Origin of the sequence: Streptomyces sp. NPDC005898 (genome assembly GCF_040629635.1) — a bacterium.
Lineage (GTDB): Bacteria > Actinomycetota > Actinomycetes > Streptomycetales > Streptomycetaceae > Streptomyces.
This window is the reverse complement of record NZ_JBEXWC010000009.1, coordinates 172,658-198,533: the sequence shown is the minus strand read 5'-3', so window position 1 is coordinate 198,533 and position 25,876 is coordinate 172,658. Positions and strand designations below refer to the sequence as shown.

Genomic DNA, 25,876 nt, shown 5'->3' with positions numbered 1-25,876 from the left:
GGGGTCAGCCCCCAGGAATCCTCTGCACGGCCCAACTAGGGCCGTATTTCGTGCTTGTTGGGTTACTGGCCGGCCACGCGGCGGCCGGCTTCCTCGATGCGGTCCGCGATGCTGCCGTTGATGACCTCGTCGCCCACCTGGACCCTGATCCCGCCGAGGATCTCGGGGTCCACGTCGAGGTTGAGGTGCATCGGACGTCCGTACACCTTGACCAGGGCGGCACCGAGACGCAGCTTCTGCTGGTCCGAGAGCGGAACAGCGGAAGTGACGACGGCGACCATGCGGTTGCGTCGGTCCGCGGCCAGCTTGGAGAGGGACTCGAGTCCCTCTTCCAGGCTACGTCCGCGGGGCGCGGTCACCAGGCGCTCGACGAGCCGCTCCGTCACGTCCTCGGCGCGACCGCCGAGCAGGCTGCGCAGCAGCTCGCTCTTGGCCGTGCCCGTGGCGGCGCGGTCGGTCAGCGCCGCCCGCAGCCCGGTGCTGGAGGAGACGATCCGGCCGAACCGGAACAGCTCGTCCTCGACGTTGTCCAGCGCGCCGGCCTGCTGCGCGCCGGTCAGGTCGGCGAGGTTGGCGAGCTCCTCGAGGGCGTCCACCAGGTCCCGCGACTGCGACCAGCGCGAGCGGACCATGCCGGCCACCAGGTCGGCGGTCTCGCCGCCCACCTGGCCGCTCAGCAGGCGCCCGGCCAGCGCGGCCTTGGCCTCACCGGACTGCGCCGGGTCGGTCAGGACCCGACGCAGCGAGACCTCGCGGCCGAACAGCGCGGTGACCGCGGCCAGCTCGTCCGCGAGCCGCTTCGCGTCGACCGACGTGTTGTCGGTCAGCGCGTCCAGACGCTCGCGCGCGGCGGCCAGTGCCTCGCGGCTGGCTCCGTGCGCTGTCATCGAGCCGCCTCGGCCTTCTCCTCGAGCTCGTCGAGGAAGCGGTCGATGGTGCGGCTCTGCCGGGCGTGGTCCTCAAGGGACTCGCCGACGAGCTTGCCGGCCAGGGCGGTGGCCAGGTGGCCCACGTCCTGACGCAGCGACTGCGCGGCGGCCTTGCGGTCGGCCTCGATCTGGGCGTGACCGGCGGCGACGATCTCCTCGCGCTGACGCTGGCCCTCGGCCCGCATCTCGGCGATGAGCTGAGCACCCTGCTCCTGCGCCTCCTGGCGCAGGCGCGCGGCCTCGTGCCGGGCCTCGGCGAGCTGAGCCTTGTACTGCTCGAGCACGCTCTGGGCCTCGGTCTGCGCGGCCTCGGCCTTTTCGATGCCGCCTTCGATCGCCTCGCGGCGCTCTTCCAGAACCTTGTTGATGTTCGGGAGGAACTTCTTGGCGAAGAAGCCGAAGACGATGACGAACGCGATGAGGCCGATGACGAGCTCAGGGATCTCCGGAATCAGAGGGTTTTGAGGCTCCTCCGACGCCAGCTGTACCAGAGAGATCACATCAGTGCCTTCCGTTGAAGTTTCTCGTCAACGAGACCGGATCAGGAAGGAACCGGGTAAACGAAGCCCATGACCAGACCGATGAGCGCCAGGGCCTCACAGAGCACGAAGCCGAGGATCTGGTTCTGGCGGATGAGGCCGGCGGCCTCGGGCTGACGGGCGAGGGCCTGCGTACCGTTACCGAAGATGACGCCGACGCCGATGCCGGGGCCGATCGCGGCGAGGCCGTAGCCGATCGCACCGAAGTTGCCCTGGATGTTGACCGCGGCGAGGGTCTCGAGAGCGGACATGCCGTAACTTCCTTCTTTTTACGGGCCGGTGGGGGTTGGCCACCGGATGTATCGGGGGGAGGAGAGGCGTACTCAGTGGTGCTCGGCGAGCGCGCCCTGGATGTAGCTGGACGCCAGCAGGATGAAGACGTAGGCCTGCAGCGCCTGGATGAACAGCTCGAAGATCGTCATCACGATGACCATCACGAACGAGACACTTGCGTAGGCGATGCCGATGCCGTTCAGCAGGTACCAGCTCGCGATGGTGAAGATCACCAGCAGGACGTGACCCGCGAACATGTTGGCGAAGAGCCGCACCGCGTGGGTGAAGGGCCGGATGATCATGTTCGAGAGGAACTCGAAGAACATGACCATCGGGAAGACGGGGCCGAGCGAGCGGTCGTAGCCGGTGATGTTCTTCCAGCCGCCGATGAAGCCGTGCCTCTTGAAGGTCACGCTCACCCAGAGGATGTAGACGATCGCCGCGAGACCCGCCGGAAGGGCGATGACCGAGGTCACCGGGAACTGGGCGAGCGGAACGACCGACCAGAGGTTCATGATCCAGATGAAGAAGAACAGCGAGACCATCAGAGGGACGTACTTCTCGCCCTCCTTCTTGCCGAGCGTCTCGTAGACGACGCCGCGGCGCACGAAGTCGTAGCCGATCTCACCGATCATCTGGAGCTTGCCAGGGATCAGCTTTGGCTTATTGAAAGCCGCCCAGAAGAAGCCGATGACGACGACCGAACTCACCAGGGCCAGCAGCATCGGCTTGTTGAACTCAAAGCCGTTGACGGTGAAAATCGGCTCGAAGAGGAAGGAGTGCAGGCCGGGGGTCGGGAAACCGCACCCTTCAAAAATATGGCAATCGGTCTCGAAGGCGAGCGTCTGGGCGTTACTCACCGCGAGCTCCTTCAACGTGGCGCATGGGTACGGCAACCTCGATGTGTCGGCGCGGCCTACGACCGCGGAGCGGCACTGGACTGGACTTGCGGATTTGGGGGCGGCGGCTGGGCTCCGAGCCGTAAGGCTTCACAGGCACGGCCGCCTCCCGCGCCAGCTCTGCCGCAGTTGTGGCGAGACCATAGCAAATGAGCGGAGGCCTTCTTACGCTGCCCCTACAGCTCACGATTGCGGCCGGGCGGATTCCGGCTCCACGTAGAGGACCTTGGCCTTCATATGGGAGCGCACCTGCGCGGCCATCCACACCAAAGTGGCGGCGAGCAGGGTGAACGCGAAGCACTTGTGATTGAAGGCCGACGTACCGCGCAGCGCGGTGAGAGCGACCATCAGCACCAGGATCTGGACGGTGTAGACCAGCAGACCCATCATCTGGAACAGATGAGGGAAGGAGCGCGCGCCTCGCTGCAGCGCCACAAGGCCACCGCCCATGAACAACAGGACGACCAGTGCGCCGAAGGTGGCACCGAGCGCACCCTTGCCGCCGGCTACGGCGGCGCTGACCGCGATCCCCGCCGCGCCCGCGGCAGCGGTGGGCAGGGCACAGTGCAGGAGTGTGCGGGCGTCGTTGGACTGCATGGCGGCAGCTCCTCCGGCGAAATTTGGGGACGTGGCATTGCGATCGTCGAGCGAAGGCCCTGGCCCGGACACGACGAGGCGCACCTCACCAAGGCGGCCGGTCTCTTCGGGGCCGCCCCAATATATCTCGGGTTCTCGTGAACCGTATCACAAACTATTTGATGCAGTCTTTACCTGAAAGTGTGCCGACCGTCACACGTTCGGCCCACCGCGCGCGTTGCGCGTTGGCCGCGCGCGCGTCGGGGTGGTAGCCGCCGCTAGTCGCGCTCGTGCGACCGTACACGAGGCCGCGCGGAGAGCGCCGTGCTGCCGTGCGGGCGCCCGGCGCCGCTCAGCTCGGGCACCGGGGCGGCGGCCTCGGCGGAGAGCTTCTCGGGGCCGTCCGGGGCCGGTTCGGCGGTGGCCCGCTCCTGCCTGCGGCGGCGGTAGCGCGGCGGCACGAACGCCTCCGCCCAGCGCGGGGTGCGCGGCGTGAAGCGCGGCAGCAGGAGCAGCACGAGGCCCAGTGCGCTCAACGCGACGATGACGAACAGGATCCACACGCTGGTGGAGTGCACCGAGTACGCGACGGTGCCGAAGGCGATGAGCGCCGACCAGAAGTACATGATCAGCACCGCACGGCTGTGCGAGTGGCCGATCTCCAGGAGCCGGTGGTGCAGGTGCCCGCGGTCGGCGGCGAACGGCGACTTGCCGTTCCAGGTGCGGCGCACGATCGCGAGGACCAGGTCGGCGAAGGGGATCGCGATGATCGTGAGCGGCATCAGGAGCGGGATGAAGACCGGCAGCATCGCGTGCGTGGCGTCGCGGTCGCCGCCGAAGTTCAGCTTCAGGGTGGCCGGATCGACCTGCCCCGTCACGGAGATGGCGCCGGCCGCCAGGATCAGGCCGATGAGCATCGAGCCGGAGTCGCCCATGAAGATGCGGGCGGGGTGCATGTTGTGCGGCAGGAAGCCCAGGCACATGCCCATGAGGATGGCGGCGAAGAGGGTCGCGGGGGCGGCGGCCTCGATGCCGTAGCCGTACCAGATGCGGTAGGCGTACATGAACGACGCGGCGGAGGCGATGCAGACCATGCCGGCCGCGAGGCCGTCGAGGCCGTCCACGAAGTTGACGGCGTTGATGGTGATGACCACGAGCGCGACCGTGAGCAGCGTGCCCTGGCCGGAGGTCAGGGAGACCGGGCCGACGCCGGGGATGGGGATCCACAGGATCGTCAGGCCCTGCATCACCATGACGCCCGCGGCGATCATCTGGCCGCCGAGCTTGATCAGCGCGTCGATCTCGAACTTGTCGTCGAGGACGCCGATCAGCCAGATCAGCGCCGCCCCGGAGAGCAGCGCGCGCGGTTCGTTGGAGTTCTCGAAGACCGCGTTCAGGTTCGGCAGGTGGTCGGCGACCAGCAGGCCCGCGCACAGGCCGAAGAACATCGCGATCCCGCCGAGCCGGGGCGTGGGCTCCCGGTGCACGTCACGAGCGCGGATCTCCGGCATCGCGCCGGCCACGATCGCGAACTTCCGCACCGGTCCGGTCAGCAGATAGGTCACCGCGGCCGTGATGCAGAGCGTCAGCAGGTATTCACGCACGGGCTTCCCCACAGGTATCGCTGGCCATCTCAGCCCCACACCCTAGCTTTGCGCGCATACGGTTGGGGACTTACGGGTAGCGACGATGGTTGCACGAGTACGCGTCCGTCTCTGACGCGGCCACCCCCTCCTATCGCGGATACGGTGGAAATCCGCCCGCCAGTTCGCGCACCTCACGCCGTACGTCCGCGCCCTCGCGCACCGCGTCGGCCAGCAGGCCGGCGATCCGCTCCATCTCGGGGCCGGTCATCCCCTGGGTCGTGACGGCCGCCGTGCCCAGGCGCAGCCCGCGGGCGTCACCGTGTGCCAGGGCGCAGGTGTCCAGGACGATCCCGGCGGCGGCGAGCCTGCCGCGGGCGGTGTGCGCGTCCACCCCGAGGGGCGCGGGGTCGATCAGGAGCAGGTGGGTGTCGGTGCCGCCGGTGGCGACCGCGAACCCGGCGGCGGCCAGGCCCTCGGCCAGCGTGCGTGCGTTGGCGACCACCTGATGGGCGTACGACCTGAAGTCCGGCGCCGACGCCTCGCCGAAGGCGACGGCCTTGGCCGCGATCGTGTGCATCTGGGCGCCTCCCTGCGTGAACGGGAAGACGGCCCGGTCGATCCTGTGCGCCAGGTCCGCCCCGCAGAGCAGGAGGCCGCCCCTGGGGCCGCGCAGGACCTTGTGGGTGGTGGCGCAGACGACGTCGGCGTGCGGCACCGGGCTCGGCGCCGCTCCCCCGGCCACCAGGCCGAGGGGGTGGGCCGCGTCGGCGATGAGGTAGGCGCCCACGTCGTCGGCGATCTCGCGGAAGGCCGCGTAGTCGATGTGCCGGGGGTAGGAGATCGAACCGCAGACGATGGCCTTCGGGCGGTGGGCGCGGGCCAGGGCGTGCACCTGGTCGTGGTCGATGAGGCCGGTGTCGGCGTCGACGCCGTAGCCGACGAAGTCGAACCAGCGTCCGGAGAAGTTCGCGGGCGAGCCGTGCGTGAGGTGCCCGCCGTACGGCAGGCCCATGGCGAGGACGGTGTCGCCGGGCCGCAGCAGCGCGGCGTACGCGGCGAGGACGGCGGAGGAACCGGAGTGCGCCTGCACATTGGCGTGTTCGGCGCCGAAGAGGGCCTTGGCGCGCTCCACGGCGAGCCGCTCGGCGACGTCCACCAGTTCGCAGCCGCCGTGGTGGCGGGCGCCGGGGTAGCCCTCGGCGTACTTGTTGGCGAGCGGGGAGCCGAGGGCGGTCAGGACGGCCGGTGAGGTGAAGTTCTCGGCGGCGACCAGCTGGAGCCCGGCGGACTGCCGGGCGGCCTCGGCGGCGAGGACCTCGGCCAGCTCGGGGTCCTGCCGGCGCAGCGCGTCGAGGTCGGTGTACGACGCCGGGTGGGCGGCGGGGGCGGCGGTGCTGACCGTGCTGAGCGACATCGTGGGCTCCGGGGCCTGGCGGGGGGTGACCTCAGATCCAATGTAGGCCGCCGCCCGGGGGCGGGCACCCCGGTCCGGCTACATGTGTGCGGGCACCCCGGTCAGCGCCGTCACCACGGGGTCGAGCGCCTGGTTGATCTCGTCGCCCACGGACCGGAAGAACGGCAGCGGGGCGCCGTAGGGGTCGTACACCTCGTCGGCCTCGACGTTCGGCGCCAGCAGCCAGCCGCGCAGGGCGGCGGCGGCCCGCACCAGGGCGCGGGCGCGCTCCACCACGCCGTTGCCGTCGGGCTCGGGCAGGGTGGTCGGGTCTATGGCCCGCACCAGGCGCGTGAACTCCTTGAGCGTGAACGTGCGCAGGCCCGCCGAGTGGCCCATGGAGATGACCTGGGCCCGGTGGTCGCGGGTGGCGGTCAGGACCAGGTCGGCGCGGATGACGTGGTCGTCGAGGAGCTCGCGTCCCATGAAGCCGCTGGCGTCCGCGCCGAAGTCGGCGAGGACCGTCTCGGCGTTGGTCTCCATGGGGGCGCCCTCGTGGCCCCAGGTGCCCGCGCTCTCCACGATCAGGCCGCCGGTGAGCGGGTCGCCGAGGCGGTCGGCGAGGGCATGCCGGGTCAGCCGCTCGGTGATCGGCGAGCGGCACACGTTGCCGGTGCTGACGTGGAGGATGCGGAAGGTGCCCGCAGAGCCCGGGAAGCCCGTTATGCCACGCCCCGTCTCAGGGGCTGTCAATTCGCCACCTCGAGGTCGGGGACCACCTTGCGCAGCTCGTCCGCGTCGAGGGCGCCGGCCCGGAGCAGGACCGGCACCCGGCCCGTGACGTCGACGATCGAGGAGGGGACGATGCCGGGCGTCGGGCCGCCGTCCAGGTACACGGAGACGGAGTCGCCGAGCATGTCCTGGGCGGCGTCGCAGTCCTCGGGGGCGGGGTGCCCGGTGAGGTTGGCGGAGGAGACGGCCATCGGGCCGACCTCGGTGAGCAGTTCGATGGCGACGGGGTGCAGCGGCATGCGGATGGCGACCGTGCCCCGGGTGTCGCCGAGGTCCCACTGGAGGGAGGGCTGCTGCTTGGCGACCAGGGTCAGGGCGCCGGGCCAGAAGGCGTCGACCAGCTCCCAGGCCATCTCGGAGAAGTCGGTGACCAGGCCGTGCAGGGTGTTCGGGGAGCCGATGAGGACGGGCGTCGGCATGTTGCGGCCGCGGCCCTTGGCGTCGAGCAGGTCGGCGCACGCCTCGGGGCTGAAGGCGTCGGCGCCGATGCCGTAGACGGTGTCGGTGGGCAGGACGACCAGCTCGCCCCGGCGGACGGCGGACGCGGCCTCGCGCAGACCGGTCGAGCGGTCGGTCGCGTCGTTGGTGTCGTATCGCCGTGCCATCAGCGGGCCTCCTCGTACACGTACTGCTGCCTTGGGGTATCGGTCATCACGGCGTCGCCTTGCGGGCTGTCGCGAAGCGCGGCCGGTTGTTGAGGTCGGGGTGGTCGGCCGCGTCGGCCCAGCCCCGCTCCTCGGTGAAGATCCAGGGGACCTGGCCGCCCTGGGTGTCGGCGTGCTCGACGACGACGACCCCGCCCGGGCGCAGCAGCCGGTGGGCGGTGCGCTCGATGCCGCGGATCAGGTCCAGGCCGTCCTCGCCGGAGAACAGGGCGAGGTCGGGGTCGTAGTCGCGGGCCTCCGGGGCGACGTACTCCCACTCGGTGAGGGGGATGTACGGCGGGTTGGAGACCACCAGGTCGACCTGGCCGTCCAGCTCGGGGAACGCGTCGCGGGCGTCGCCCTGGACGAGCTTGACCCGGGAGCCCTCGACGTTCTTGCGGGTCCACTTCAGGGCGTCCTCGGACAGCTCCACGGCGTGCACGCGCGAGCGCGGGACCTCCTGGGCGAGGGCCAGCGCGATGGCGCCGGAGCCGGTGCACAGGTCGACGATGAGCGGTTCGACGACGTCCATCGCGCGCACCGCGTCTATGGCCCAGCCGACGACCGACTCGGTCTCGGGGCGGGGCACGAAGACGCCGGGGCCGACCTGGAGCTCCAGGTAGCGGAAGTAGGCGCGGCCGGTGATGTGCTGGAGCGGCTCGCGGGCCTCACGGCGCGCGATGGTCTCCCAGTAGCGGGCGTCGAAGTCGGTGTCCTTGACGGAGTGCAGCTCGCCCCGCTTCACGCCGTGCACGAAGGCCGCGAGCTCCTCCGCGTCGTTGCGCGGCGAGGGCACGCCGGCGACGGCCAGCCGCTGGGTGGCCTGGGCCACTTCCGCGAGCAGCAGGTTCACGCATGTCCTCCGGGGGCGTCGTACGAGGGATGGGGGCGTCAGGCCGCCGCGAGCTTGGCCGCGGAGTCCGCGTCGACGCAGGCCTGGATGACCGCGTCCAGCTCGCCGTCGAGCACCTGGTCCAAGTTGTACGCCTTGAAGCCGACGCGGTGGTCCGAGATCCGGTTTTCCGGGTAGTTGTACGTCCGGATCTTCTCGGAGCGGTCGACGGTGCGGACCTGGCTGCGGCGGGCGTCGGCGGCCTTGCTCTCCGCCTCCTCCTGGGCGGCGGCGAGCAGCCTGGAGCGCAGGATGCGCATGGCCTGCTCCTTGTTCTGGAGCTGGCTCTTCTCGTTCTGGCAGGAGGCGACGACGCCGGTCGGCAGGTGGGTGATGCGCACCGCGGAGTCGGTGGTGTTCACGGACTGGCCGCCGGGGCCCGAGGAGCGGTAGACGTCGATGCGCAGGTCGTTGGCGTGGATCTCGACGTCGATCTCCTCGGCCTCGGGCGTCACCAGGACGCCGGCGGCGGAGGTGTGGATGCGGCCCTGCGACTCGGTGGAGGGCACGCGCTGCACGCGGTGCACGCCGCCCTCGTACTTCAGCCGGGCCCACACGCCCTGGCCGGGCTCAGTGGCGCCCTGGCCGCCCTTGGTCTTCACGGCGACCTGGACGTCCTTGTAGCCGCCCAGCTCGGACTCGGTGGAGTCGATGATCTCGGTCTTCCAGCCGACGCGCTCGGCGTAGCGCAGATACATGCGCAGCAGGTCGCCGGCGAACAGGGCGGACTCGTCGCCGCCCGCGCCCGCCTTGATCTCCAGGATGACGTCCTTGTCGTCGGACGGGTCCCGGGGCACGAGCAGCAGCCGCAGCTTCTCGGTGATCTCGTCGCGCCGGCGCTCCAGGTCCTTGACCTCGGCGGCGAACTCGGGGTCGTCGGCGCCCAGCTCGCGGGCGGTCTCGATGTCGTCCCCGGTCTGCTTCCAGGTGCGGTACGTCGTGACGATCGGGGTCAGCTCGGCGTAGCGCTTGTTGAGCTTGCGCGCGTTGGCCTGGTCGGCGTGGACCGACGGGTCGGCGAGCTTCTTCTCGAGATCGGCGTGTTCGCCGATCAGTTCCTCGACCGCCTCGAACATCGGGGGCTCCTGGTTTTCTGCGCGAGGGATTTCTGCGCGAGGGTGCTTCGCGCGGGTTTCTACGCGAATTGGCTGCGGGACGGCAAAAGCGCCGGTCCCGGCCACCCCCTCCCGAGGGCGGCCGATGACCGGCGCAGTGGCTCGCTACTTCTTGGCAGCCGCGGCCTTGCCGAAGCGGGCCTCGAAGCGGGCCACGCGGCCACCGGTGTCGAGGATCTTCTGCTTGCCCGTGTAGAACGGGTGGCACTCGGAGCAGACCTCGGCGCGGACGGTGCCGCTGGAGATCGTGCTGCGGGTGGTGAACTCGGCGCCACAGGTGCAGCTGACCTGGGTCTCGACGTACTCGGGGTGGATGTCGCGCTTCAAGGTGTCTCCTAGTTTCGGGAGGGCGCCGGGTCGTACGGGCGGATTGCTCGTACGTGAACCGGGGCCGACGTACCAGTCTGCCAGGACCGGCCGTATCTCCCAAAACGAGGGGAGGCCGGGATCTATTCCGGGGCCGGTTCCGGGGCCGTGCGGGCCGGTCCTATCCGCTGCTCACCACGGAGCCCACGGCTCCCTTGTCGCCCGCGGACTTGTCGGTGGCGGACTTCGGGATGGGCCTGTCGGCCCGCAGGGCGTCCCAGACCTCCCGGTCGGCCTCTTCGAGGGGCAGGACGCGGTTGGGGTCGGCGGGGTCGTACTGGATGGGCATCGTGACCATCTTCATGTCACCCGCGCCGATGCCCTTGAGGCCGTTCGCGAAGCCCGCGAGGCTCTTGACGTCGTTCAGGTCGGAGTCCGTGGTGACGGCGCTGGTCGCGTCGTCGGCGAGGTCGAAGAGCTTCTTCGGGCTGCTGAACACCCCGACCTCCTTGACCTGGTCCAGCAGGGCCTTGATGAACGCCTGCTGGAGCTGGATGCGGCCGAGGTCGCTGCCGTCGCCGACGCCGTGGCGGGTGCGGACCAGGCCGAGCGCCTGCTCGCCGTTCAGGGTGTGCGTGCCCGCGTCCAGGTCGAGGTGGCTGTCCTTGTCGTGGATCGCCTTCTTGGTGGTGATGTCGACGCCGCCGAGGGTGTCGATGAGCTTCTTGAAGCCCGTGAAGTCCACTTCGAGGTAGTGGTCCATCCTGATGCCGGACATCTCCTCGACGGTCTTGACGGCGCAGGCGGGGCCGCCGACCTCGTACGCCGTGTTGAACATCTGCCGCTGCCCGCCGGGGTCCGTGCGGCCGTCCTCGCTCGCGCACTCGGGCCGGGATATGAGGGTGTCGCGGGGTATGGAGACCACGCTGGCCTTCTGGTGGCCCTTGTAGACGTGGACGATCATCGCGGTGTCGGAGCGGGCCGCGCCCTCGTCCTTGCCGTACTTGGCGTTCTTGCCGGAGCGGGAGTCGGAGCCGAGGACCAGGATGTCCTGGGAGCCGTTGTCGATGTCCGGGGGGCGGTTGGTGCCGAGGGCGGCGTTGATGTCGACGCCCTTGATGTTGCCGTTGAGCTTGAAGTACAGGAAGCCGGCGCCCGCGCCGCCGAGGACGACCACCGAGGCCGCGGCCCACGCCGTGCCGACGAGCACCTTCTTGCGCTTGTCGCGCGGCTTGCGGCGACGGCCGCGCTTGCCCCGCTTGCGCGCGGCGGCGGCCCTGCTCTCGTCGGTCATGCGCCCCTCAGTCCTCGTCGGCCGGTACCCCCCTGATGTCAGGGTCAAGCGTGGTTTTCCGTCACTTGTCAGACGGGAAATCCGAAAGAAGGGTTGCACGGCGCCCTGTGTGCGCCCCGGGTCGCATTCGCTACGGACCGTGTGGACGGCCCAGCCCTTTTCCGCTTCTCACCTGCGCTTTCACGCCTTGTGGCGCTACCGCCCGAAGCCGTGAGAATTTCTTATGGGTGTGGCCAACGTCTCGCGTGCGACAAAAGGGCCGCCCCGTCACAGGTGTGACGGGACGGCCCTTTCGCGTGCCGGTGACGACTAGTCGTTGCCGTTGCCCGGCGTCGGGGTCGTCTTCTGGATCTGCAGCAGGAACTCGCCGTTCGACTTCGTCTGCTTCATCTTGTCCAGCAGCAGCTCGATGGCCTGCTGCTGGTCGAGCGCGTGCAGCACGCGGCGCAGCTTCCAGGTGACGGCGAGCTCGTCGCTGCCGAGCAGGATCTCTTCCTTGCGGGTGCCGGACGCGTCCACGTCCACCGCCGGGAAGATGCGCTTGTCGGCGAGCTTGCGGTCGAGCTTGAGCTCGGCGTTGCCGGTGCCCTTGAACTCCTCGAAGATGACCTCGTCCATGCGGGACCCGGTGTCGACGAGCGCGGTGGCGAGGATGGTCAGCGAGCCGCCGTCCTCGATGTTGCGCGCGGCACCGAAGAAGCGCTTCGGCGGGTACAGGGCCGTCGAGTCGACACCACCGGACAGGATGCGGCCGGAGGCCGGCGCCGCCAGGTTGTAGGCACGGCCCAGACGCGTGATCGAGTCGAGCAGCACGACGACGTCGTGGCCCAGCTCCACCAGGCGCTTGGCGCGCTCGATGGCCAGCTCGGCGACCGTGGTGTGGTCCTCGGCGGGACGGTCGAAGGTCGAGGAGATGACCTCGCCCTTCACCGACCGCTGCATGTCGGTGACCTCTTCCGGACGCTCGTCGACCAGGACGACCATCAGGTGGCACTCGGGGTTGTTGACCGTGATCGCGTTGGCGATCGCCTGCATGATCATGGTCTTGCCGGTCTTCGGCGGGGCCACGATCAGGCCGCGCTGTCCCTTGCCGATGGGCGCGACGAGGTCGATGATGCGGGTGGTGAGCACGCCCGGGTCGGTCTCCAGGCGGAGCCGGTCCTGCGGGTAAAGGGGCGTCAGCTTGCTGAACTCCGGTCGCCCGCGCCCGGATTCGGCCGCCATGCCGTTCGCCGAGTCGAGGCGTACGAGCGCGTTGAACTTCTCGCGGCGCTCGCCGTCCTTGGGCTGGCGGACCGCGCCGGTGACGTGGTCGCCCTTGCGCAGGCCGTTCTTGCGGACCTGGGCCAGCGAGACGTACACGTCGTTGGGGCCGGGGAGGTAGCCCGACGTACGGATGAACGCGTAGTTGTCGAGGATGTCCAGGATGCCCGCGACGGGGATCAGGACGTCGTCCTCGGAGACCTGCGGCTCGTTGCCGAAGCCCTGCTCGTCGCGCCCGCGGCGGCCACGGCGGTCCCGGTAGCGACCGCGGCGGCCGCGGCGGCCACCCTCGAAGTCGTCCCCGTCCTCGTCGGCCCGCGGGCCGTTGTCCCGCTGGCGGTCCTGGCGGTCCGGACGGCCGCCGCCCTGCTGCTGGCGGTCCTGCCGGTCCTGACGGTCCTGGCGGTCCTGGCGGCCGCCGCCCTGCTGGCCGCCGCCCTGCTGGCCGCCGCCCTGCTGGCCGCCGCCCTGCTGGTCGTCGCCCTTGTTGCCGCGGCGGTCGCGGTCGCGGCCGCGGCCCTGGCGGTCCCGGCGCTCGCGGCGGCCCTCGGCGTCACCGGAGGCCTCGCCGCCCTTGGCCTCGGACGCGTCGCCCTTGGCCTCGGCCTTCGGCTCGCTCTTGGCCTCGGCGGTCACGGTCTCCGGGCTGCCCGCGTCGGCGGTGGCCCGGCGCCGGCGGCGCTCGCCGGCCGGCTGGTCGTCCGCGCCGCGCTCGGCCGGCTGGCCGGGGATCTCGATCTGCTGCTGGGCGGGGGCCTTCTCGGCCTTGGGGCTCTCGGCCTTGTCGGCGGCGGCCGCCTTGCCGGTGCTCGCCGCGTCCTCACCCGTACGGGCCTTGGAGGTGGCCCGGCGCTTGGGCTTGGTCTCGGCGGTGTCGCCGGCGGGCGCGGCGCTCTTCGCCGGGGCTCCGCCCCCTGCCTGCGCCTCCTTGATGACCTCGATCAGCTGGCTCTTGCGCATGCGCCCGGTTCCCTTGATCCCAAGGCCCGAGGCGACCTGCTGCAGTTCCGCCAGCACCATGCCCTCGAGGCCGGTGCCGCGGCGCCGCCGGGACCCGGCCGAAGCACCGGTGGCAGGCGCCGCGGAGGCGTCCGTGGCGGGCGTGTCGGCAGTCACGCCCATCAGATCGGTGGTGTCGCTCACGAAGGGTCCTTCCCTGGAGCGGACGTCGGCCTGTCTGGCTCGGCGACCGGTTGTGCTGTCCGGCGGTCCTATGCGTATGGACCGTGCCGGGGCGGTGGTCCGCCAACGAGGCGGAAGAATTCATTGGTGATGGCGATTGCGATGCCGTGCCACTGATGTGCGGTGTCACTCGGCTCGGTCACGCCGGTTCCGGAGCGTGCTCAGGACCGCTCAGTGCGGGGCACGAAGCAGTTTGGGGGGCTCCCGGAAGAATGGTTGTCCCGGACGGGGACACAAAGCACCTCGCCATGGTGAGGTCGGGTGCAGACTTGAGATTAACACTACCGGATCCAACAAACATTCCCCCTCTCGAAATCGGGTCGCCCCGAATTCCCTGCGTTCCCTGCGTTCGCTGCGGTCACCGCGGTCACGGTGCGCACCGCGTCAGGACGCGAGCGGCAGCACGCTCGCTCCCCTGGCGTCGAGCGCCAGGCGATTGGCCGCCCAGCCCTCTCCCGCCAGGCGTGCGACCTTGTCGGCCGCACTGTCTTCGGCCAGCGCGAGGACCGTGGGGCCCGCGCCGGAGATCACCGCGGGTACGCCGTCTGCGCGCAGCCGCTCCACCAGGGCGGCGCTCTCCGGCATGGCCGGCGCGCGGTACTCCTGGTGCAGGCGGTCCTCGGTGGCGGGCAGCAGCAGCTCGGGGCGCCTGGTCAGGGCCTCGACGAGCAGGGCCGCCCGGCCCGCGTTGGCGGCCGCGTCGACGTGCGGGACGGTGCGTGGGAGCAGGCCGCGCGCCGTCTCGGTGAGGACGGGCTTGCCGGGGACGAAAACCACCGGAACGATGGAACCGGCCGGTTCCATCCTGATCGCCCGCGCGGCTCCCGCGTCCATCCAGGAGAGGGTGAAACCGCCGAGCAGACAGGCGGCGACGTTGTCGGGGTGGCCCTCGATCTCGGTGGCGAGCTCCAGGAGCGCCGCGTCGTCGAGCCTGGCCTCGCCGCCTATCGTCACGGCGCGGGCGGCGACGATGCCCGCGCAGATGGCGGCGGACGAGGAGCCGAGGCCGCGGCCGTGCGGGATGCGGTTGGCGCACACGATCTCCAGGCCGCGCGGCTGTCCGCCGAGCAGGTCGAAGGCGGTGCGCAGGGAGCGTACGAGCAGATGCGACTCGTCGCGCGGGAGGGCGTCGCCGCCCTCCCCGGCGATGTCGATGTTCAGGCCGGAGTCGGCCACCCGGACGACCACGTCGTCGTACAGACCCAGCGCCAGGCCCAGGGCGTCGAAGCCCGGACCGAGGTTGGCGCTGGTGGCGGGGACGCGCACCCGGACGGCGGCGGCGCGGAACGCTGGACCGGCCATCGCTCGATGACTCTCCTTGAGCTGCGTGTTTTTGAGGCTGCGTAGTTTCGTACGTGCCACATGTACAAAAGACCCGAAGGCCGCGCACTACGGCGGCACCGCGGCATATGCGGCGGGGCGGGTTCGGTACAGCCTATCGAAGGAAGGTTCTGTGGCGACATAGGGCGCACAGGAGGCGCACGATGCGTGTCGTAAGCCCCCTGTGCCACCCCTCGTATGCGCCCGCGGGGTTACGCCAGACCGAGGCGCTCGGCGGCGGTGGCCGCGTCGACCGGGACCGTGACCGGCTGCGGGGCGCCCGCGACGGCCCAGTCGGGGTCCTTGAGGCCGTTGCCCGTGACCGTGCAGACGATTTTCTGGCCCGGGTCGACCTTGCCCTGCTCGGCGGCCTTCAGCAGACCGGCGACCGAGGCGGCCGACGCGGGCTCCACGAAGACGCCCTCCTGGGAGGCCAACAGTTTGTAGGCGCGCAGGATCTCACGGTCCGTCACCTCGTCGATGAAGCCGCCCGACTCCTCGCGCGCGTCGAGCGCGTACTGCCACGACGCGGGGTTGCCGATGCGAATCGCGGTGGCGATCGTCGAGGGGTCCTTGACGATCTCGCCGCGCACGATGGGCGCCGATCCGGAGGCCTGGAAGCCCCACATACGGGGGGTACGGGTCGACACCGAGTCGGCGGCGTACTCCTTGTAGCCCTTCCAGTAGGCCGTGATGTTTCCGGCGTTGCCGACGGGAAGGACATGGATGTCGGGGGCGTCGCCGAGGGCGTCCACGATCTCGAACGAGGCGGTCTTCTGGCCCTCGATGCGGAACGGGTTGACGGAATTGACCAGCGCCACCGGGTAGTTCTCGGACAGGGACCGCGCGAGGTTCAGGCAGTCGTCGAAGTTGCCGTCGACCTGGAGGATCTTCGAGCCGTAGACGAGCGCCTGGCCCATCTTGCCGAGCGCGATCTTGCCCTGCGGCACGAGGACCGCGCAGACCATGCCGGCGCGTACGGCGTAGGCCGCGGCGGACGCCGACGTGTTGCCGGTGGAGGCGCAGATGACGGCCTTCGCGCCCTCCTCCTTGGCTTTGGTGATCGCCATGGTCATGCCGCGGTCCTTGAAGGACCCGGTGGGGTTGGCGCCCTCGACCTTGAGGTGGACCTCGCAGCCGGTGCGCTCGGAGAGCACCTGCGCGGGCACGAGCGGCGTACCGCCCTCGCGGAGCGTCACGACCGGCGTGGTGTCGGAGACCGGAAGCCGGTCCCGGTACTCCTCGATGATTCCGCGCCACTGGTGGGTCATTGCTGCTTACTCCCCTTCAACCCGCATGATGCTGGCGACACCACGCACGGTGTCGAGATTGCGCAGCGCCTCGACGGTGCCGGTGAGGGCGGCGTCGGGCGCGCGGTGGGTGACGACGACGAGGGAGGCCTCGCCGTCCTTGCCCGTCTGACGGACCGTATCGATCGATACGCCGTGCTCGGCGAAGACCGTCGCGACCTGGGCGAGGACGCCCGGCTTGTCGGCCACGTCGAGGCTGATGTGGTAGCGCGTGACGACCTCGCCCATGGAGCCCACGGGCAGCTGGGTGTACGCGGAGTCGCCGGGCCCGGTGGACTCGGCGAGCTTGTTGCGGCAGACGGCCACCAGGTCGCCGAGGACGGCGGACGCGGTGGGCGAGCCACCCGCGCCGGGCCCGTAGAACATCAGCTGCCCCGCGGCCTCCGCCTCGACGAAGACGGCGTTGTACGCCTCGCGGACCGACGCCAGCGGGTGGCTGAGCGGGATCATCGCGGGGTGCACGCGCGCGGTGACGGACCCGCCGTCGGCGGCCCGCTCGCAGATGGCGAGCAGTTTGATGGTGCAGCCCATGCGTTTCGCGGACGCGAAGTCGGCGGCGGTGACCTCGGTCATGCCCTCGCGGTACACGTCGTCGAGGCGTACGCGCGTGTGGAAGGCGATGCCGGCGAGGATCGCGGCCTTGGCGGCGGCGTCGAAGCCCTCGACGTCGGCGGTGGGGTCGGCCTCCGCGTACCCGAGCGCGGTGGCCTCGTCCAGGGCCTCCTGGTATCCGGCGCCGGTGGTGTCCATGGCGTCGAGGATGAAGTTGGTGGTGCCGTTCACGATGCCGAGGACGCGGTTGACCTTGTCGCCGGCGAGGGACTCGCGCAGCGGCCGGATCAGCGGGATGGCGCCGGCGACGGCGGCCTCGTAGTAGAGGTCCCGCCCGTGGTCGACGGCGGCGGCGTGCAGCGCGGCGCCGTCCTGCGCGATGAGCGCCTTGTTCGCGGAGACGACGGAGGCGCCGTGCTCGAACGCCGTGGTGATGAGGGTCCTCGCGGGCTCGATGCCGCCGATGACCTCCACGATCACGTCGATGTCGCCGCGCTTGACGAGGGCGGTCGCGTCGGTGGTGATGAGTGCGGGATCGATTCCCTCGCGCACCTTCGACGGGCGGCGGACGGCGACCCCCGCGAGCTCCAGGGGGGCGCCGATCCTGGCCGTGAGGTCGTCGGCGTGCGTCGTCATGATGCGCGCCACCTCTGAGCCGACAACACCACAGCCCAGCAGCGCCACCTTCAGCGGACGCGTACGCATCATCCGACCTCACTTCTCATACAACTACGGTGGGACCAGTCTCACCCACCGGAACGGACTTTCTGTCCAATGTCCGGATCCTGAGACATCTATTTCATCTTTTTCGTCATCCGACGTCCAGACGCAGGAGATCTTCCTCCGTCTCGCGCCGCACGATCACCCGCGCCGCACCGCTGTCGACGGCGACGACGGGCGGGCGCAGGGCGTGGTTGTAGTTGCTCGCCATCGAGCGGCAGTACGCGCCGGTCGCGGGCACGGCGATCAGATCGCCGGGCGCGAGGTCGGCGGGCAGGAAGGCGTCGCGCACGACGATGTCACCGCTCTCGCAGTGCTTGCCGACGACGCGCACCAGCATGGGCTCGGCGTCGGAGGAGCGGGAGACGAGGGCGACGGTGTACTCGGCGTCGTAGAGCGCGGTACGGATGTTGTCCGACATCCCGCCGTCCACGGAGACGTAGGTGCGCAGCCCTTCGAGGGGCTTGACGGTGCCGACCTCGTAGAGGGTGAAGGCGGTCGGACCGACGATGGCGCGCCCGGGCTCGACGGAGATGCGGGGGGTGCGCAGCCCGGCGGCCGCGCACTCGCGCGTGACGATCTCGCCCAGCGCCTTGGCGATCTCGTGCGGCTCGCGGGGGTCGTCCTCGGAGGTGTACGCGATGCCGAGGCCGCCGCCGAGGTCGATCTCCGGGAGCTCCACGCCGTGCTCGTCGCGGACCTCGGCGAGCAGCTGGACCACGCGCCGGGCGGAGACCTCGAAGCCGGCCATGTCGAAGATCTGCGACCCGATGTGCGAGTGGATCCCGATCAGCTCGATGCCGTCGAGCCTGAGGGCGCGCCGCACGGCCTCCGCGGCCTGCCCGCCGGCCAGGGCGATGCCGAACTTCTGGTCCTCGTGCGCGGTGGCGATGAACTCGTGGGTGTGCGCCTCGACGCCCACGGTCACGCGGATCTGCACGCGCTGGCGGCGGCCGAGCCGCTCGGCGATGTGCGAGACGCGCACGATCTCCTGGAAGGAGTCGAGCACGATGCGCCCGACGCCGGCCTCGACCGCCCGGTGGATCTCTGCCTCGGTCTTGTTGTTGCCGTGGAAGGCGATGCGCTCGGCGGGCATGCCGGCGGCGAGGGCGGTGGCCAGCTCGCCGCCGCTGCACACGTCGAGGTTGAGCCCCTCCTCGTGCAGCCACCGCACGACGGCCCGGGAGAGGAAGGCCTTGCCGGCGTAGAAGACGTCGGCGTCGGTGCCGAAGGCGTCGCGCCAGGCCCGGCAGCGGGCGCGGAAGTCGGCCTCGTCGAGGAAGTACGCCGGGGTGCCGAACTCCTCGGCGAGCCGGGTCACGGCGATGCCGCCCACGCTGACGACGCCTTCGGCGGTCCGGGTGACGGTGCGGGACCAGACCTTGGCGTCCAGGGCGTTCAGGTCGGTCGGCGGCGCGGTGTAGTGGCCCTCGGGCAGGACGTCGCCGTGGCGGGGGCCTGCGGGGTGTGCGGAACGGCTCATGGCTCGTTTGTCTCGTCTCTCACGGGTGGCACGCGGGACTCGTGGCTCTCGGGCGTCGCGGGTGTCACGGGCATCACAGGTGTTCGGGCGCGCTCGTGGCTCACGGGGGTCACGGATGTCACGGGCGTCACAGATGTTCGGGCGCGCTCGTGGCTCACGGATGTCACGGGCGTCACAGATGTTCGGGTGCGCTGATGCCGAGCAGGGACAGGCCGCCGGCGAGCACCGTCCCGGCGGCTTCGGCGAGCGCGAGCCGGGCGCGGTGGGCGGCCGAGGGTTTCTCGTCACCGAGCGGCAGCACGAGGTGCTGGTAGGCGAGCAGGGCGTCGGCGGTGCCGATCAGATGCCGGGCGAGGCGGTCCGGAGCGTGGTGCCGGGCGGCGGCGGCGAGGGTTCGGGGGTGGGCGGCGAGGTGGCGGAGCAGTTGCTCGCCGGGGGCGGTTTGCTCGCCGGGGGCGGTTTCGGCGCCGGGGGCCGTTTGCTCGTCCGGGACGGTTTCGGCGCCGGGGGCGGTTTGCTCGTCCGGGGCGGCTTGGGCGCCGGGGGCGGTGGCGTGGGGAGTGGGTTCGCTGCCCGGGGCGGTGGCTCGGGGGGCGGTGTCGCCGGGGGCGGAGGTGAAGCCCAGTTGGGCGGCGTTGCGGGTGAGCGCGCGGGCGCGGGAGTGGGCGTACCGGACGCGGAAGAGGGGATTGGCCTCGCGCTGCGCGAGATGGTCGTCGCCGCCCTGCTCGGGGGCGACGCGGGGCCGGTCGTGGGCGGCCGGGTGGAGCAGCGCCCAGCGGGCGGCGTCACGGCCGAGACGCAGGGGGTCCGACCCGGCCGGGGCGGGGACGGGACGCAGGGTGGGGAGCGGCCGCGGGGGGCGGCCGTGGGCGTCGACTCGTACACCGATGAGGTCGACCCAGCGCGGGTCGGGGGCCGCGTCGCACGTGACGCGGACGAGGACGCCCTGGGAGCGCAGGATGCGGCGGACACTGTCGGCGAGGACGACGGCGCGCAGTTCGTGGGGGGTGTGGAGCTGGGCGGTCTCCCCGGTGTCGGGATGGACGTGCCCGTAGCAGGTGCCGCGCCGAAGGATCTCGCGTACGAGGGTTTCGGCGGGCGTGCCGGCGAGGGTGATGTTCAGGAACCCGGGCCCGGTGACGTCGACGCCGGCGATGCCGGGCTCGGCGGCGATCCGCGGTGACAGCAGCTCGGCCACTTGCCGGGGGGGCCGGCCTGCGGCGCGGGCGACCTGGAGGGCGACGTTGGTGGCGTAGTCCCCGTGCCCCCCTGGCCGGGGCGGCTCCACCAGCACCTTCTCCGGCACGACCACACTGAGTTCCCCCACGTCAACGGCATGACGCAGGGCACGCAGCACGGTGCGGGAGAGCTCGACGGGGGTCACGGGGACAAGCGTATGGGAGGAGGGGGGTGGGTCGGCGACTCGGTTTCCGGGTGGTCTTGGGATGTGGACGGCCTGTCCGGTCCTGTCCCGGCTCTGCGGCTCGGGTCAGCCGCCGGGCCGGGCGGCGGGCTCGGCGTCACCGGGGACACCGGTGTCATCGCCACCGCCATCACCGGCGCCTGCGCCACCGTCGACGGAACAGTCACCCAGCGAGCTGGGCCCGAACTCAAGCCCACACCCCCGGGGCTGGGCGTCACCACCGCCCGCATCGGCATGCGCGACGTGACACCGGTCGACCTCCCCGACCTCCTCGGCCCCTCCGCTCCCCTCCGAGTCCCCCGACAACTCGCGCCCCACCAATTGCCGCACGACGGTGACGAGTTCACTCGGCTCGAAGGGCTTGGCGAGAAAGGCGTCGACGCCGACCTCCAGCCCGCTCTCGACCTCGTACTGCGTACAGGCGCTGACGACGACGATGGGCAGCTTCCGGGTCCGCGCGTCGGCCCGCAGCAGGGCGGCGGTCCGCAGACCGTCGAGCCGGGGCATCACGACGTCGAGGGTGATGACGTCGGGCTGAACCTGATGGACGACGTCCAGGCACTCGGCACCATCGGCCGCGGTCACGACCTCGAAGCCCTCCAGCTCGAGATTGACCCTGATCAGTTGCCGAATGACCTTGTTGTCGTCCACAACAAGCACGCGGCCGGGCACGCCTGGCACAACTCGAGAGTAGGTCCGCGGCCCCGACCGCGTCCCGGTTTTCCCCACTTCCACCTCCCGGGAGCCGCCTCCCGCCCGCCTCCGGCCCCGTGGCCGCCGCGCTCCCCCGACGCCCGTCGAAGCGAAGAAATACCTGTTCATGGAGAGCCCCGGAGAGCTGGTAAGGTTCTACCCGTCGCCGCGCAACGCGACGATGCGCCCCCGTAGCTCAGGGGATAGAGCAACGGCCTCCGGAGCCGTGTGCGCAGGTTCGAATCCTGCCGGGGGCACTTCGCAGCTATCAGTGTGATCGAGTCGCTGACCTGCGCAAGTGCCACGTTAAAGAGCCGGACTCAGTCTCACTGGGTCCGGCTCTTTGTCGTTGGCTGGCGCCTGACCAGGGCACGCCTGCCCACGGGCTGTAGGTGCACTGCCCAGGGGCAACTGAGCGAGGACACGGTTCCGTCCCAAGTGGGGACTGCACTTGCCGACTCGCCCGCGGCCTACGGCAGAATCGGCCCCTTGGAGAATGCGTGCCCACCATGCGGTGCACGCTGGCACACAGGGGGAGCCTTGCCCGTTGGGCCCATCCCGATCCCGGGTCACTTAAAGCTGCCGTCCACGCGCACGCCCCTGGTCAGACGGCTACGGCGTACTTGGCGCTCACGGAAGGCGCTGAAAGGTGTCAGTCAGTGGGTCCTCGACGTCGGAGTCCCCATCGGCATCCTGGTGGGGGTTCTGTACGTTTTTGCCGCACGCGCTGCAAGCCCTGGCGACGTCTACCAGGCCTTCGCCCTATTGAGCGCTCCCCGTCATGTCCTCCTGTGGATCGCGTCGGTCATCGGCTGGCTCCTCGTCCCCGCCATCATCGGTGGAATCGCCGGCCACGTGATCGCGAAGCGCATTGACCGGTCAAAGGCAGTGGCGAGCAATGCCGCCTTCACACAACGGCGCTTGGCCCAGCGACTTTCGCCCCCAGGACTCATCGAGGATCTCCGGCCGTACTTTCACGGGACGCACGCGCAACAGGGTTTCGTCGACGCCTGGGTACGCGTCGCCCATCGCAACGACTGGGACCGGGCGCAAGATCACTGGGAGCTTTTCGTCAAGTACGTCATGTCGACGGAGCAGTACGCCCTCCTGGACAGACACGAATGTCTGCGACAGGCTCAGAACACAGCGAAGATGGCGCTTCGGTTCGCGGCCCTGACTGGTCAGTGCCTCGTCTGCGAGAGGAGACGCTGACATGCGCGGAGAAGACGCGCTGGAGATCGTCCGGGCTTCGCTGGCACTGGCCATGCCCACTGCGAGCACAGACGGTCTCACCCGGGCCGCGGAGGCGGTGCTTCTTTGGGGTTCGGAGGATGCCGCCGACCACCTTGACGAGAGTCTGAGTCGCCGGATGCTTGTCGACCTTTTCGATGCCGCTCACGCCGCACCCAGTGGATTTCCCGCAGCGGAACCGGAGCAGTTCGTGCACGGGTGGGATCGCAATGCCGAATCCGTCGCCCAGTATCGGACGTGGGCGCATACGGACGACATGGCGGACCTCATCCGTCGGACTCGGCCGCCCGAGCCCGACGACCCCGTTGTGCCGTTCGCGTGAATAGAGCGGCGCCGGAGCCATATACGGAATGGTGCGGCACTCAAATCGGCGCGGTGCGTCAAGTGCCTCGCCGAGTTCCGCCGGAACGTCAGCGCCGTCGGCCATAGTGCCGCCGCACGCGAATTGGCAGAGGAGGCCGGCGAGCACAGGCTGTGGATCGCCGCGGGAGTGTAGGGCTTCTCGGCGGTCTCCGGCGGTACACCGCGTTGGAGGTCGTGCGGAGCAGTTCTGCCTCGGTGGAGTCGAGGTCTGCCGCCTCGCACGCCTCACGCATGACGGCTTCCATGCCCTCCGCCGTTAACTACGGGCCGACGTCGTGATGATCTTGACTTGGCCCCGCCTCGGGCACCGCCTCGCCGAGGGCGGGGGGGGGCTCGCGTATACGCGGCCATGCGTCGCTAGGAACGTCCATCAGCCGGCGTCCGGCCACTTCTCAGGAGGTGGAGGCTGTTCCGGATCGTCCCGCCGTCTCATTTGCCGGGCGTTCTCCCCTCGTAGGGAGGTCAGCCACGGCCATAGATCTGGCAACGGCTGTGCGGGGCACGCGAGGCGGTGCTCTACGCGGCAGCGCTGGAACTGGTCCGGCGGGCATACCCCGTACACCGTCACCCGCCCGTCGGGCAGTTCGATCCACCGATGCTCGGCCGGCACTGTGTGTGCCAGCGGCCTCATGTCCGGTTCCAGCAGTACCCAGTCCTGCTCGAGTGTCGGCACCCGGTCCTGCAACAGCCCACAGACAGAGCAGCGGGACTGCCCACCACTCAGTCGCCGCGGTTCCTTCTCTGCAAGCCCCATACCGTGAGGGTCGCCAGTCTGTTAGTCCAGGCGTAGAGCGCGAACTGGACGCAACCCCTGGAGCAGCAGTCCGTCAGCGGTACGAAACGCGACGCGGCAGGTACCGCCAACAACCGATGTCCGTCGGCACACGGCCGAGATGCGGCGGAGCCCCCGGTTCAGCGGCTGCCGCAATGGCACTGGGTCGACCCGGCGATTCGCTGGCGGCGAGCGCACGGCTTGCTCCATCCCGTCGGTTGGATGGCGCTGCTCGGGAACCTCGTTGTCCGGCGCTCGGGAGAATTTGAGGTATACGCCGAGACCGCCGATCTCCTCGGCTTGTCGGCGGCAGAATGGTGGGGGTGGAGGACTGGGGGGTCGCGTTGATCGCGGCGGGGGCGGCGGTGGCCGGGAGTGTGGTGACGGGGTGGTTCACGCGGAGTACCGGGGTTCGGCAGGCCGAGGCCGCTCGGCATGCCGGGGAGGAGCAGGCCGCAGCCGCCCGGCACGCGGGGGAGCAACAGGCGCACGCGCTCCTGCGCTCCGTCCAGGCGACGCTCAGCGATCAGCGCGCCATGCGCCGGCTGGATCTGCGGCGGCAAGCCTACGTCGCCTTCCTCGTCGTGGCCGAGCGGCTTGTGGAGGCGCGGCGCAGTGGCGTCGGCATCAGCCGGCCGCTCATGAGCGAGGCGCGTCACGCGATGTACGTCGTCACCCTTCAGGGGCCGACCGAGGTTTCCAGCGCCGCCTCCCTCGTCGTGGAGAGCGCGCTCCGGTCCGTTGGCGGCCGTGCGGGCGGGCTTGAGGACATGCAGGCCGCCGTACGCGACTTCTTGTTCGCGGCGCAGGACGCCCTCAGGTCGCCGCCCGGGTGAGACGGTCTCCCCGACGGGCGGGGAGCCCTCTCGGGAGTGCCCGCAGTCCACGTACGCACCGTCCGGCGCGTCAGGCGCCCGTCGCCTCGTGTTCCGCCATGCGTTTGAACTCGCCCAGGTCGTAGTTGGCCAGGGTCGCGTCGAGGTTGGTGAGGGCGCCGAGGTGTTCCAGGAAGCCTTTGGGGTCGTATTCGATCTGCAGTGTTACCCGGCTCTCCGTGTCGCTGAGGTGGTGGAAGGTGACCACGCCCGCGTGGTGGACGCCCTCCGTCGTGCGCCAGGCGATGCGCTCCTGGGGGATCACCTCGGTGAGTTCCGCCACGAAGCTCTTGTCCGCGCCGGGGAGCGAGACCTGCCAGGCGAAGGTGGTGCCGTCGATCCGCTGGACGTGCTTGACGTGGCTCAGGAACGCCGGCCAGCGCTCCACGTCCGCCCAGAGTTCCCAGCTCACGGCCACGGGTGCCTTGATGTCGACGGCTTCGAGCAGCGAGGATGCCATGAGTTCATCTCTCCTTCGTACGTGGCGCGTTCGGCGGGTCCGGTGACTCTCCTTCCGTTACCCGCGCTCGGGGGATCCACCGCCGTGGATGTTCCGCCGCCGGGAATTCGCCCCGCCGTCGCCGTTCGTCCGGCATGCTGGCCGCGGTGGCGCACCGGTCGGCGGTTCGCCGCGGTACAGGAGAGGAGGGCGCCTTCGTGGGCGACTGGATACGTTGCTATCACCCGGCACCCGAGGCCGGGGTCCGTCTGCTCTGCTTCCCGCACGCCGGAGGGTCGGTCAGCGCCTATCACGCGATGTCCGCCGCCGTCACGGGTGTCGTGGAGCCGCTGATCGTGCAGTACCCGGGGCGGCAGGACCGGTTCGGCGAGCCGTTCGCCGCGGGGCCGGACGAGATCGTCGACGCCGTCTTGGACGAGCTGCCCCAGGGGCCGGGGGACGCGCCCCTCGCCCTGTTCGGGCACAGCATGGGCGCCCTGGTGGCGTTCGAGGCCGCACGGCGTCTGGAGGCCGAGGGGCGGCCCCCCGTGGCCCTGTTCCTCTCCGGCCGGGCGGCGCCCGCCGTGGCCCGGCCCGCGGCGGGGCGTGCCGTGCGGGACATGACCGACGCCGAACTCGTCGAGGAGATGCGCAAGTTGTCGGGCACCGCCGACGAGCTGCTCGACTCCCCCGAGTTGGTCTCGCTGTTCCTGCCGCCGATGCGTGCCGACTACCAGATCGTCGACGACTACGTCTACCGGCCCGGGAAAGCGCTGAGCTGCCCCGTCGTCGTCCTCACCGGCGACAGCGATCCGCGCGTCACCCCCGACGAGGCGCGTGCCTGGGAGAGCGAGACGCGGGGCGCCTTCTCCTGTCACGTCCTGGCCGGGGGCCACTTCTTCCTCGACTCCCATCTGCCGTACGTCGCGAGCGTCATCGCCTCCTCGCTGCCCGATCGGAAGGCGATGACGACCCCGTAGGTGCGGGCG

At 70.4% G+C, this 25,876-nt stretch carries 26 protein-coding genes and 1 tRNA gene; 5 read left to right on the top strand and 22 right to left on the bottom strand.

The window, feature by feature from the left end; genetic code table 11:
* Nucleotides 1–62 precede the first annotated feature (62 nt).
* The 20 genes from ABZ385_RS15520 to ABZ385_RS15425 all read right to left on the bottom strand — a co-directional run bounded on the left by ABZ385_RS15520 (nt 63) and on the right by ABZ385_RS15425 (nt 21,145).
* Entirely contained in the window at nt 63–887 is an 825-nt protein-coding gene (locus ABZ385_RS15520; protein ID WP_358585113.1) for a F0F1 ATP synthase subunit delta, read from the bottom strand.
* Nucleotides 884–1,429, bottom strand: coding sequence for a F0F1 ATP synthase subunit B (locus ABZ385_RS15515; protein ID WP_125515121.1), 546 nt, complete (start codon nt 1,427–1,429; stop codon nt 884–886). Before ABZ385_RS15515 ends, ABZ385_RS15520 begins: the two co-directional genes overlap by 4 nt.
* A gap of 41 nt (nt 1,430–1,470) precedes the next feature.
* Nucleotides 1,471–1,719 carry an ATP synthase subunit C gene (locus ABZ385_RS15510; protein ID WP_030792134.1) on the bottom strand — a complete coding sequence of 83 codons (249 nt, stop codon included), beginning with the start codon at nt 1,717–1,719 and terminating at the stop codon, nt 1,471–1,473.
* A 72-nt stretch (nt 1,720–1,791) separates the two neighbouring features.
* The gene (gene atpB, locus ABZ385_RS15505; RefSeq protein ID WP_358585111.1) at nt 1,792–2,601 is read right to left on the bottom strand and encodes a F0F1 ATP synthase subunit A; all 810 of its coding nucleotides are present in this window, start codon (nt 2,599–2,601) and stop codon (nt 1,792–1,794) included.
* 222 nt (nt 2,602–2,823) lie between these two features.
* Nucleotides 2,824–3,237, bottom strand: a complete 414-nt coding sequence (locus tag ABZ385_RS15500) for a hypothetical protein (protein ID WP_358585109.1) — start codon at nt 3,235–3,237, stop codon at nt 2,824–2,826.
* A 257-nt stretch (nt 3,238–3,494) separates the two neighbouring features.
* Nucleotides 3,495–4,820, bottom strand: coding sequence for an MraY family glycosyltransferase (locus tag ABZ385_RS15495; RefSeq protein ID WP_358585107.1), 1,326 nt, complete (start codon nt 4,818–4,820; stop codon nt 3,495–3,497).
* Between the two features lie 130 nt (nt 4,821–4,950).
* The gene (glyA, locus tag ABZ385_RS15490; protein WP_358585105.1) at nt 4,951–6,216 is read right to left on the bottom strand and encodes a serine hydroxymethyltransferase; all 1,266 of its coding nucleotides are present in this window, start codon (nt 6,214–6,216) and stop codon (nt 4,951–4,953) included.
* A gap of 78 nt (nt 6,217–6,294) precedes the next feature.
* The gene (locus ABZ385_RS15485; RefSeq protein ID WP_125515116.1) at nt 6,295–6,948 is read right to left on the bottom strand and encodes a protein-tyrosine-phosphatase; all 654 of its coding nucleotides are present in this window, start codon (nt 6,946–6,948) and stop codon (nt 6,295–6,297) included.
* On the bottom strand, nt 6,945–7,592 hold the full coding sequence (locus tag ABZ385_RS15480) for an L-threonylcarbamoyladenylate synthase (protein ID WP_030792118.1): 648 nt from the start codon (nt 7,590–7,592) through the stop codon (nt 6,945–6,947). Before ABZ385_RS15480 ends, ABZ385_RS15485 begins: the two co-directional genes overlap by 4 nt.
* A 46-nt stretch (nt 7,593–7,638) precedes the next feature.
* Nucleotides 7,639–8,484: a peptide chain release factor N(5)-glutamine methyltransferase gene (gene prmC, locus ABZ385_RS15475; protein WP_358585103.1), complete on the bottom strand. Its 846-nt coding sequence runs from the start codon at nt 8,482–8,484 to the stop codon at nt 7,639–7,641.
* A 38-nt stretch (nt 8,485–8,522) separates the two neighbouring features.
* Complete coding sequence (prfA, locus tag ABZ385_RS15470; RefSeq protein WP_358585101.1) at nt 8,523–9,599, bottom strand: peptide chain release factor 1; 1,077 nt, start codon at nt 9,597–9,599, stop codon at nt 8,523–8,525.
* Between the two features lie 144 nt (nt 9,600–9,743).
* Nucleotides 9,744–9,965: a 50S ribosomal protein L31 gene (gene rpmE, locus ABZ385_RS15465; protein WP_030792109.1), complete on the bottom strand. Its 222-nt coding sequence runs from the start codon at nt 9,963–9,965 to the stop codon at nt 9,744–9,746.
* Between the two features lie 160 nt (nt 9,966–10,125).
* On the bottom strand, nt 10,126–11,238 hold the full coding sequence (locus ABZ385_RS15460) for an LCP family protein (RefSeq protein ID WP_358697294.1): 1,113 nt from the start codon (nt 11,236–11,238) through the stop codon (nt 10,126–10,128).
* Between the two features lie 309 nt (nt 11,239–11,547).
* Complete coding sequence (rho, locus tag ABZ385_RS15455; protein ID WP_358911694.1) at nt 11,548–13,644, bottom strand: transcription termination factor Rho; 2,097 nt, start codon at nt 13,642–13,644, stop codon at nt 11,548–11,550.
* 423 nt (nt 13,645–14,067) lie between these two features.
* On the bottom strand, nt 14,068–14,985 hold the full coding sequence (gene thrB / locus ABZ385_RS15450; protein ID WP_358911692.1) for a homoserine kinase: 918 nt from the start codon (nt 14,983–14,985) through the stop codon (nt 14,068–14,070).
* A gap of 230 nt (nt 14,986–15,215) precedes the next feature.
* Nucleotides 15,216–16,274 (bottom strand): threonine synthase, encoded by a 1,059-nt coding sequence (gene thrC, locus ABZ385_RS15445; protein ID WP_358586015.1) that lies wholly within the window; start codon nt 16,272–16,274, stop codon nt 15,216–15,218.
* 6 nt (nt 16,275–16,280) lie between these two features.
* Entirely contained in the window at nt 16,281–17,570 is a 1,290-nt protein-coding gene (locus ABZ385_RS15440; RefSeq protein ID WP_358586039.1) for a homoserine dehydrogenase, read from the bottom strand.
* Between the two features lie 106 nt (nt 17,571–17,676).
* Nucleotides 17,677–19,068 (bottom strand): diaminopimelate decarboxylase, encoded by a 1,392-nt coding sequence (gene lysA / locus ABZ385_RS15435; RefSeq protein WP_358911690.1) that lies wholly within the window; start codon nt 19,066–19,068, stop codon nt 17,677–17,679.
* Nucleotides 19,069–19,240: 172 nt separating this feature from the next.
* Nucleotides 19,241–20,455 (bottom strand): ArgS-related anticodon-binding protein NrtL, encoded by a 1,215-nt coding sequence (nrtL, locus tag ABZ385_RS15430; protein ID WP_358911689.1) that lies wholly within the window; start codon nt 20,453–20,455, stop codon nt 19,241–19,243.
* A 105-nt stretch (nt 20,456–20,560) separates the two neighbouring features.
* The gene (locus tag ABZ385_RS15425) at nt 20,561–21,145 is read right to left on the bottom strand and encodes a response regulator (RefSeq protein WP_358911744.1); all 585 of its coding nucleotides are present in this window, start codon (nt 21,143–21,145) and stop codon (nt 20,561–20,563) included.
* Between the two features lie 227 nt (nt 21,146–21,372).
* Between ABZ385_RS15425 and ABZ385_RS15420 the strand changes: the two genes are divergently transcribed.
* The 3 genes from ABZ385_RS15420 (at nt 21,373) to ABZ385_RS15410 (ending at nt 22,760) form a co-directional block, all read left to right on the top strand.
* A tRNA-Arg gene (locus ABZ385_RS15420) sits at nt 21,373–21,444 on the top strand.
* Nucleotides 21,445–21,742: 298 nt separating this feature from the next.
* Nucleotides 21,743–22,399 (top strand): DUF6313 family protein, encoded by a 657-nt coding sequence (locus ABZ385_RS15415; protein WP_358697315.1) that lies wholly within the window; start codon nt 21,743–21,745, stop codon nt 22,397–22,399.
* 1 nt (nt 22,400) lies between these two features.
* On the top strand, nt 22,401–22,760 hold the full coding sequence (locus ABZ385_RS15410; RefSeq protein ID WP_358911687.1) for a hypothetical protein: 360 nt from the start codon (nt 22,401–22,403) through the stop codon (nt 22,758–22,760).
* Nucleotides 22,761–23,171: 411 nt separating this feature from the next.
* Here ABZ385_RS15410 and ABZ385_RS15405 read toward each other — a convergent pair whose 3' ends face one another.
* A complete protein-coding gene (locus ABZ385_RS15405) occupies nt 23,172–23,555 on the bottom strand; it encodes a DUF6083 domain-containing protein (RefSeq protein WP_358911685.1) in 384 nt (127 codons plus the stop codon).
* Nucleotides 23,556–23,896: 341 nt separating this feature from the next.
* On the opposite strand from ABZ385_RS15405, the gene ABZ385_RS15400 reads away from it, so the two are divergent.
* Nucleotides 23,897–24,409 (top strand): hypothetical protein, encoded by a 513-nt coding sequence (locus tag ABZ385_RS15400; protein WP_358911683.1) that lies wholly within the window; start codon nt 23,897–23,899, stop codon nt 24,407–24,409.
* 70 nt (nt 24,410–24,479) lie between these two features.
* Here ABZ385_RS15400 and ABZ385_RS15395 read toward each other — a convergent pair whose 3' ends face one another.
* Nucleotides 24,480–24,908, bottom strand: a complete 429-nt coding sequence (locus ABZ385_RS15395) for an SRPBCC family protein (protein WP_358586027.1) — start codon at nt 24,906–24,908, stop codon at nt 24,480–24,482.
* Between the two features lie 197 nt (nt 24,909–25,105).
* Between ABZ385_RS15395 and ABZ385_RS15390 the strand changes: the two genes are divergently transcribed.
* Nucleotides 25,106–25,867: an alpha/beta fold hydrolase gene (locus tag ABZ385_RS15390; protein WP_358911681.1), complete on the top strand. Its 762-nt coding sequence runs from the start codon at nt 25,106–25,108 to the stop codon at nt 25,865–25,867.
* The last annotated feature ends 9 nt before the right edge of the window (nt 25,868–25,876 follow it).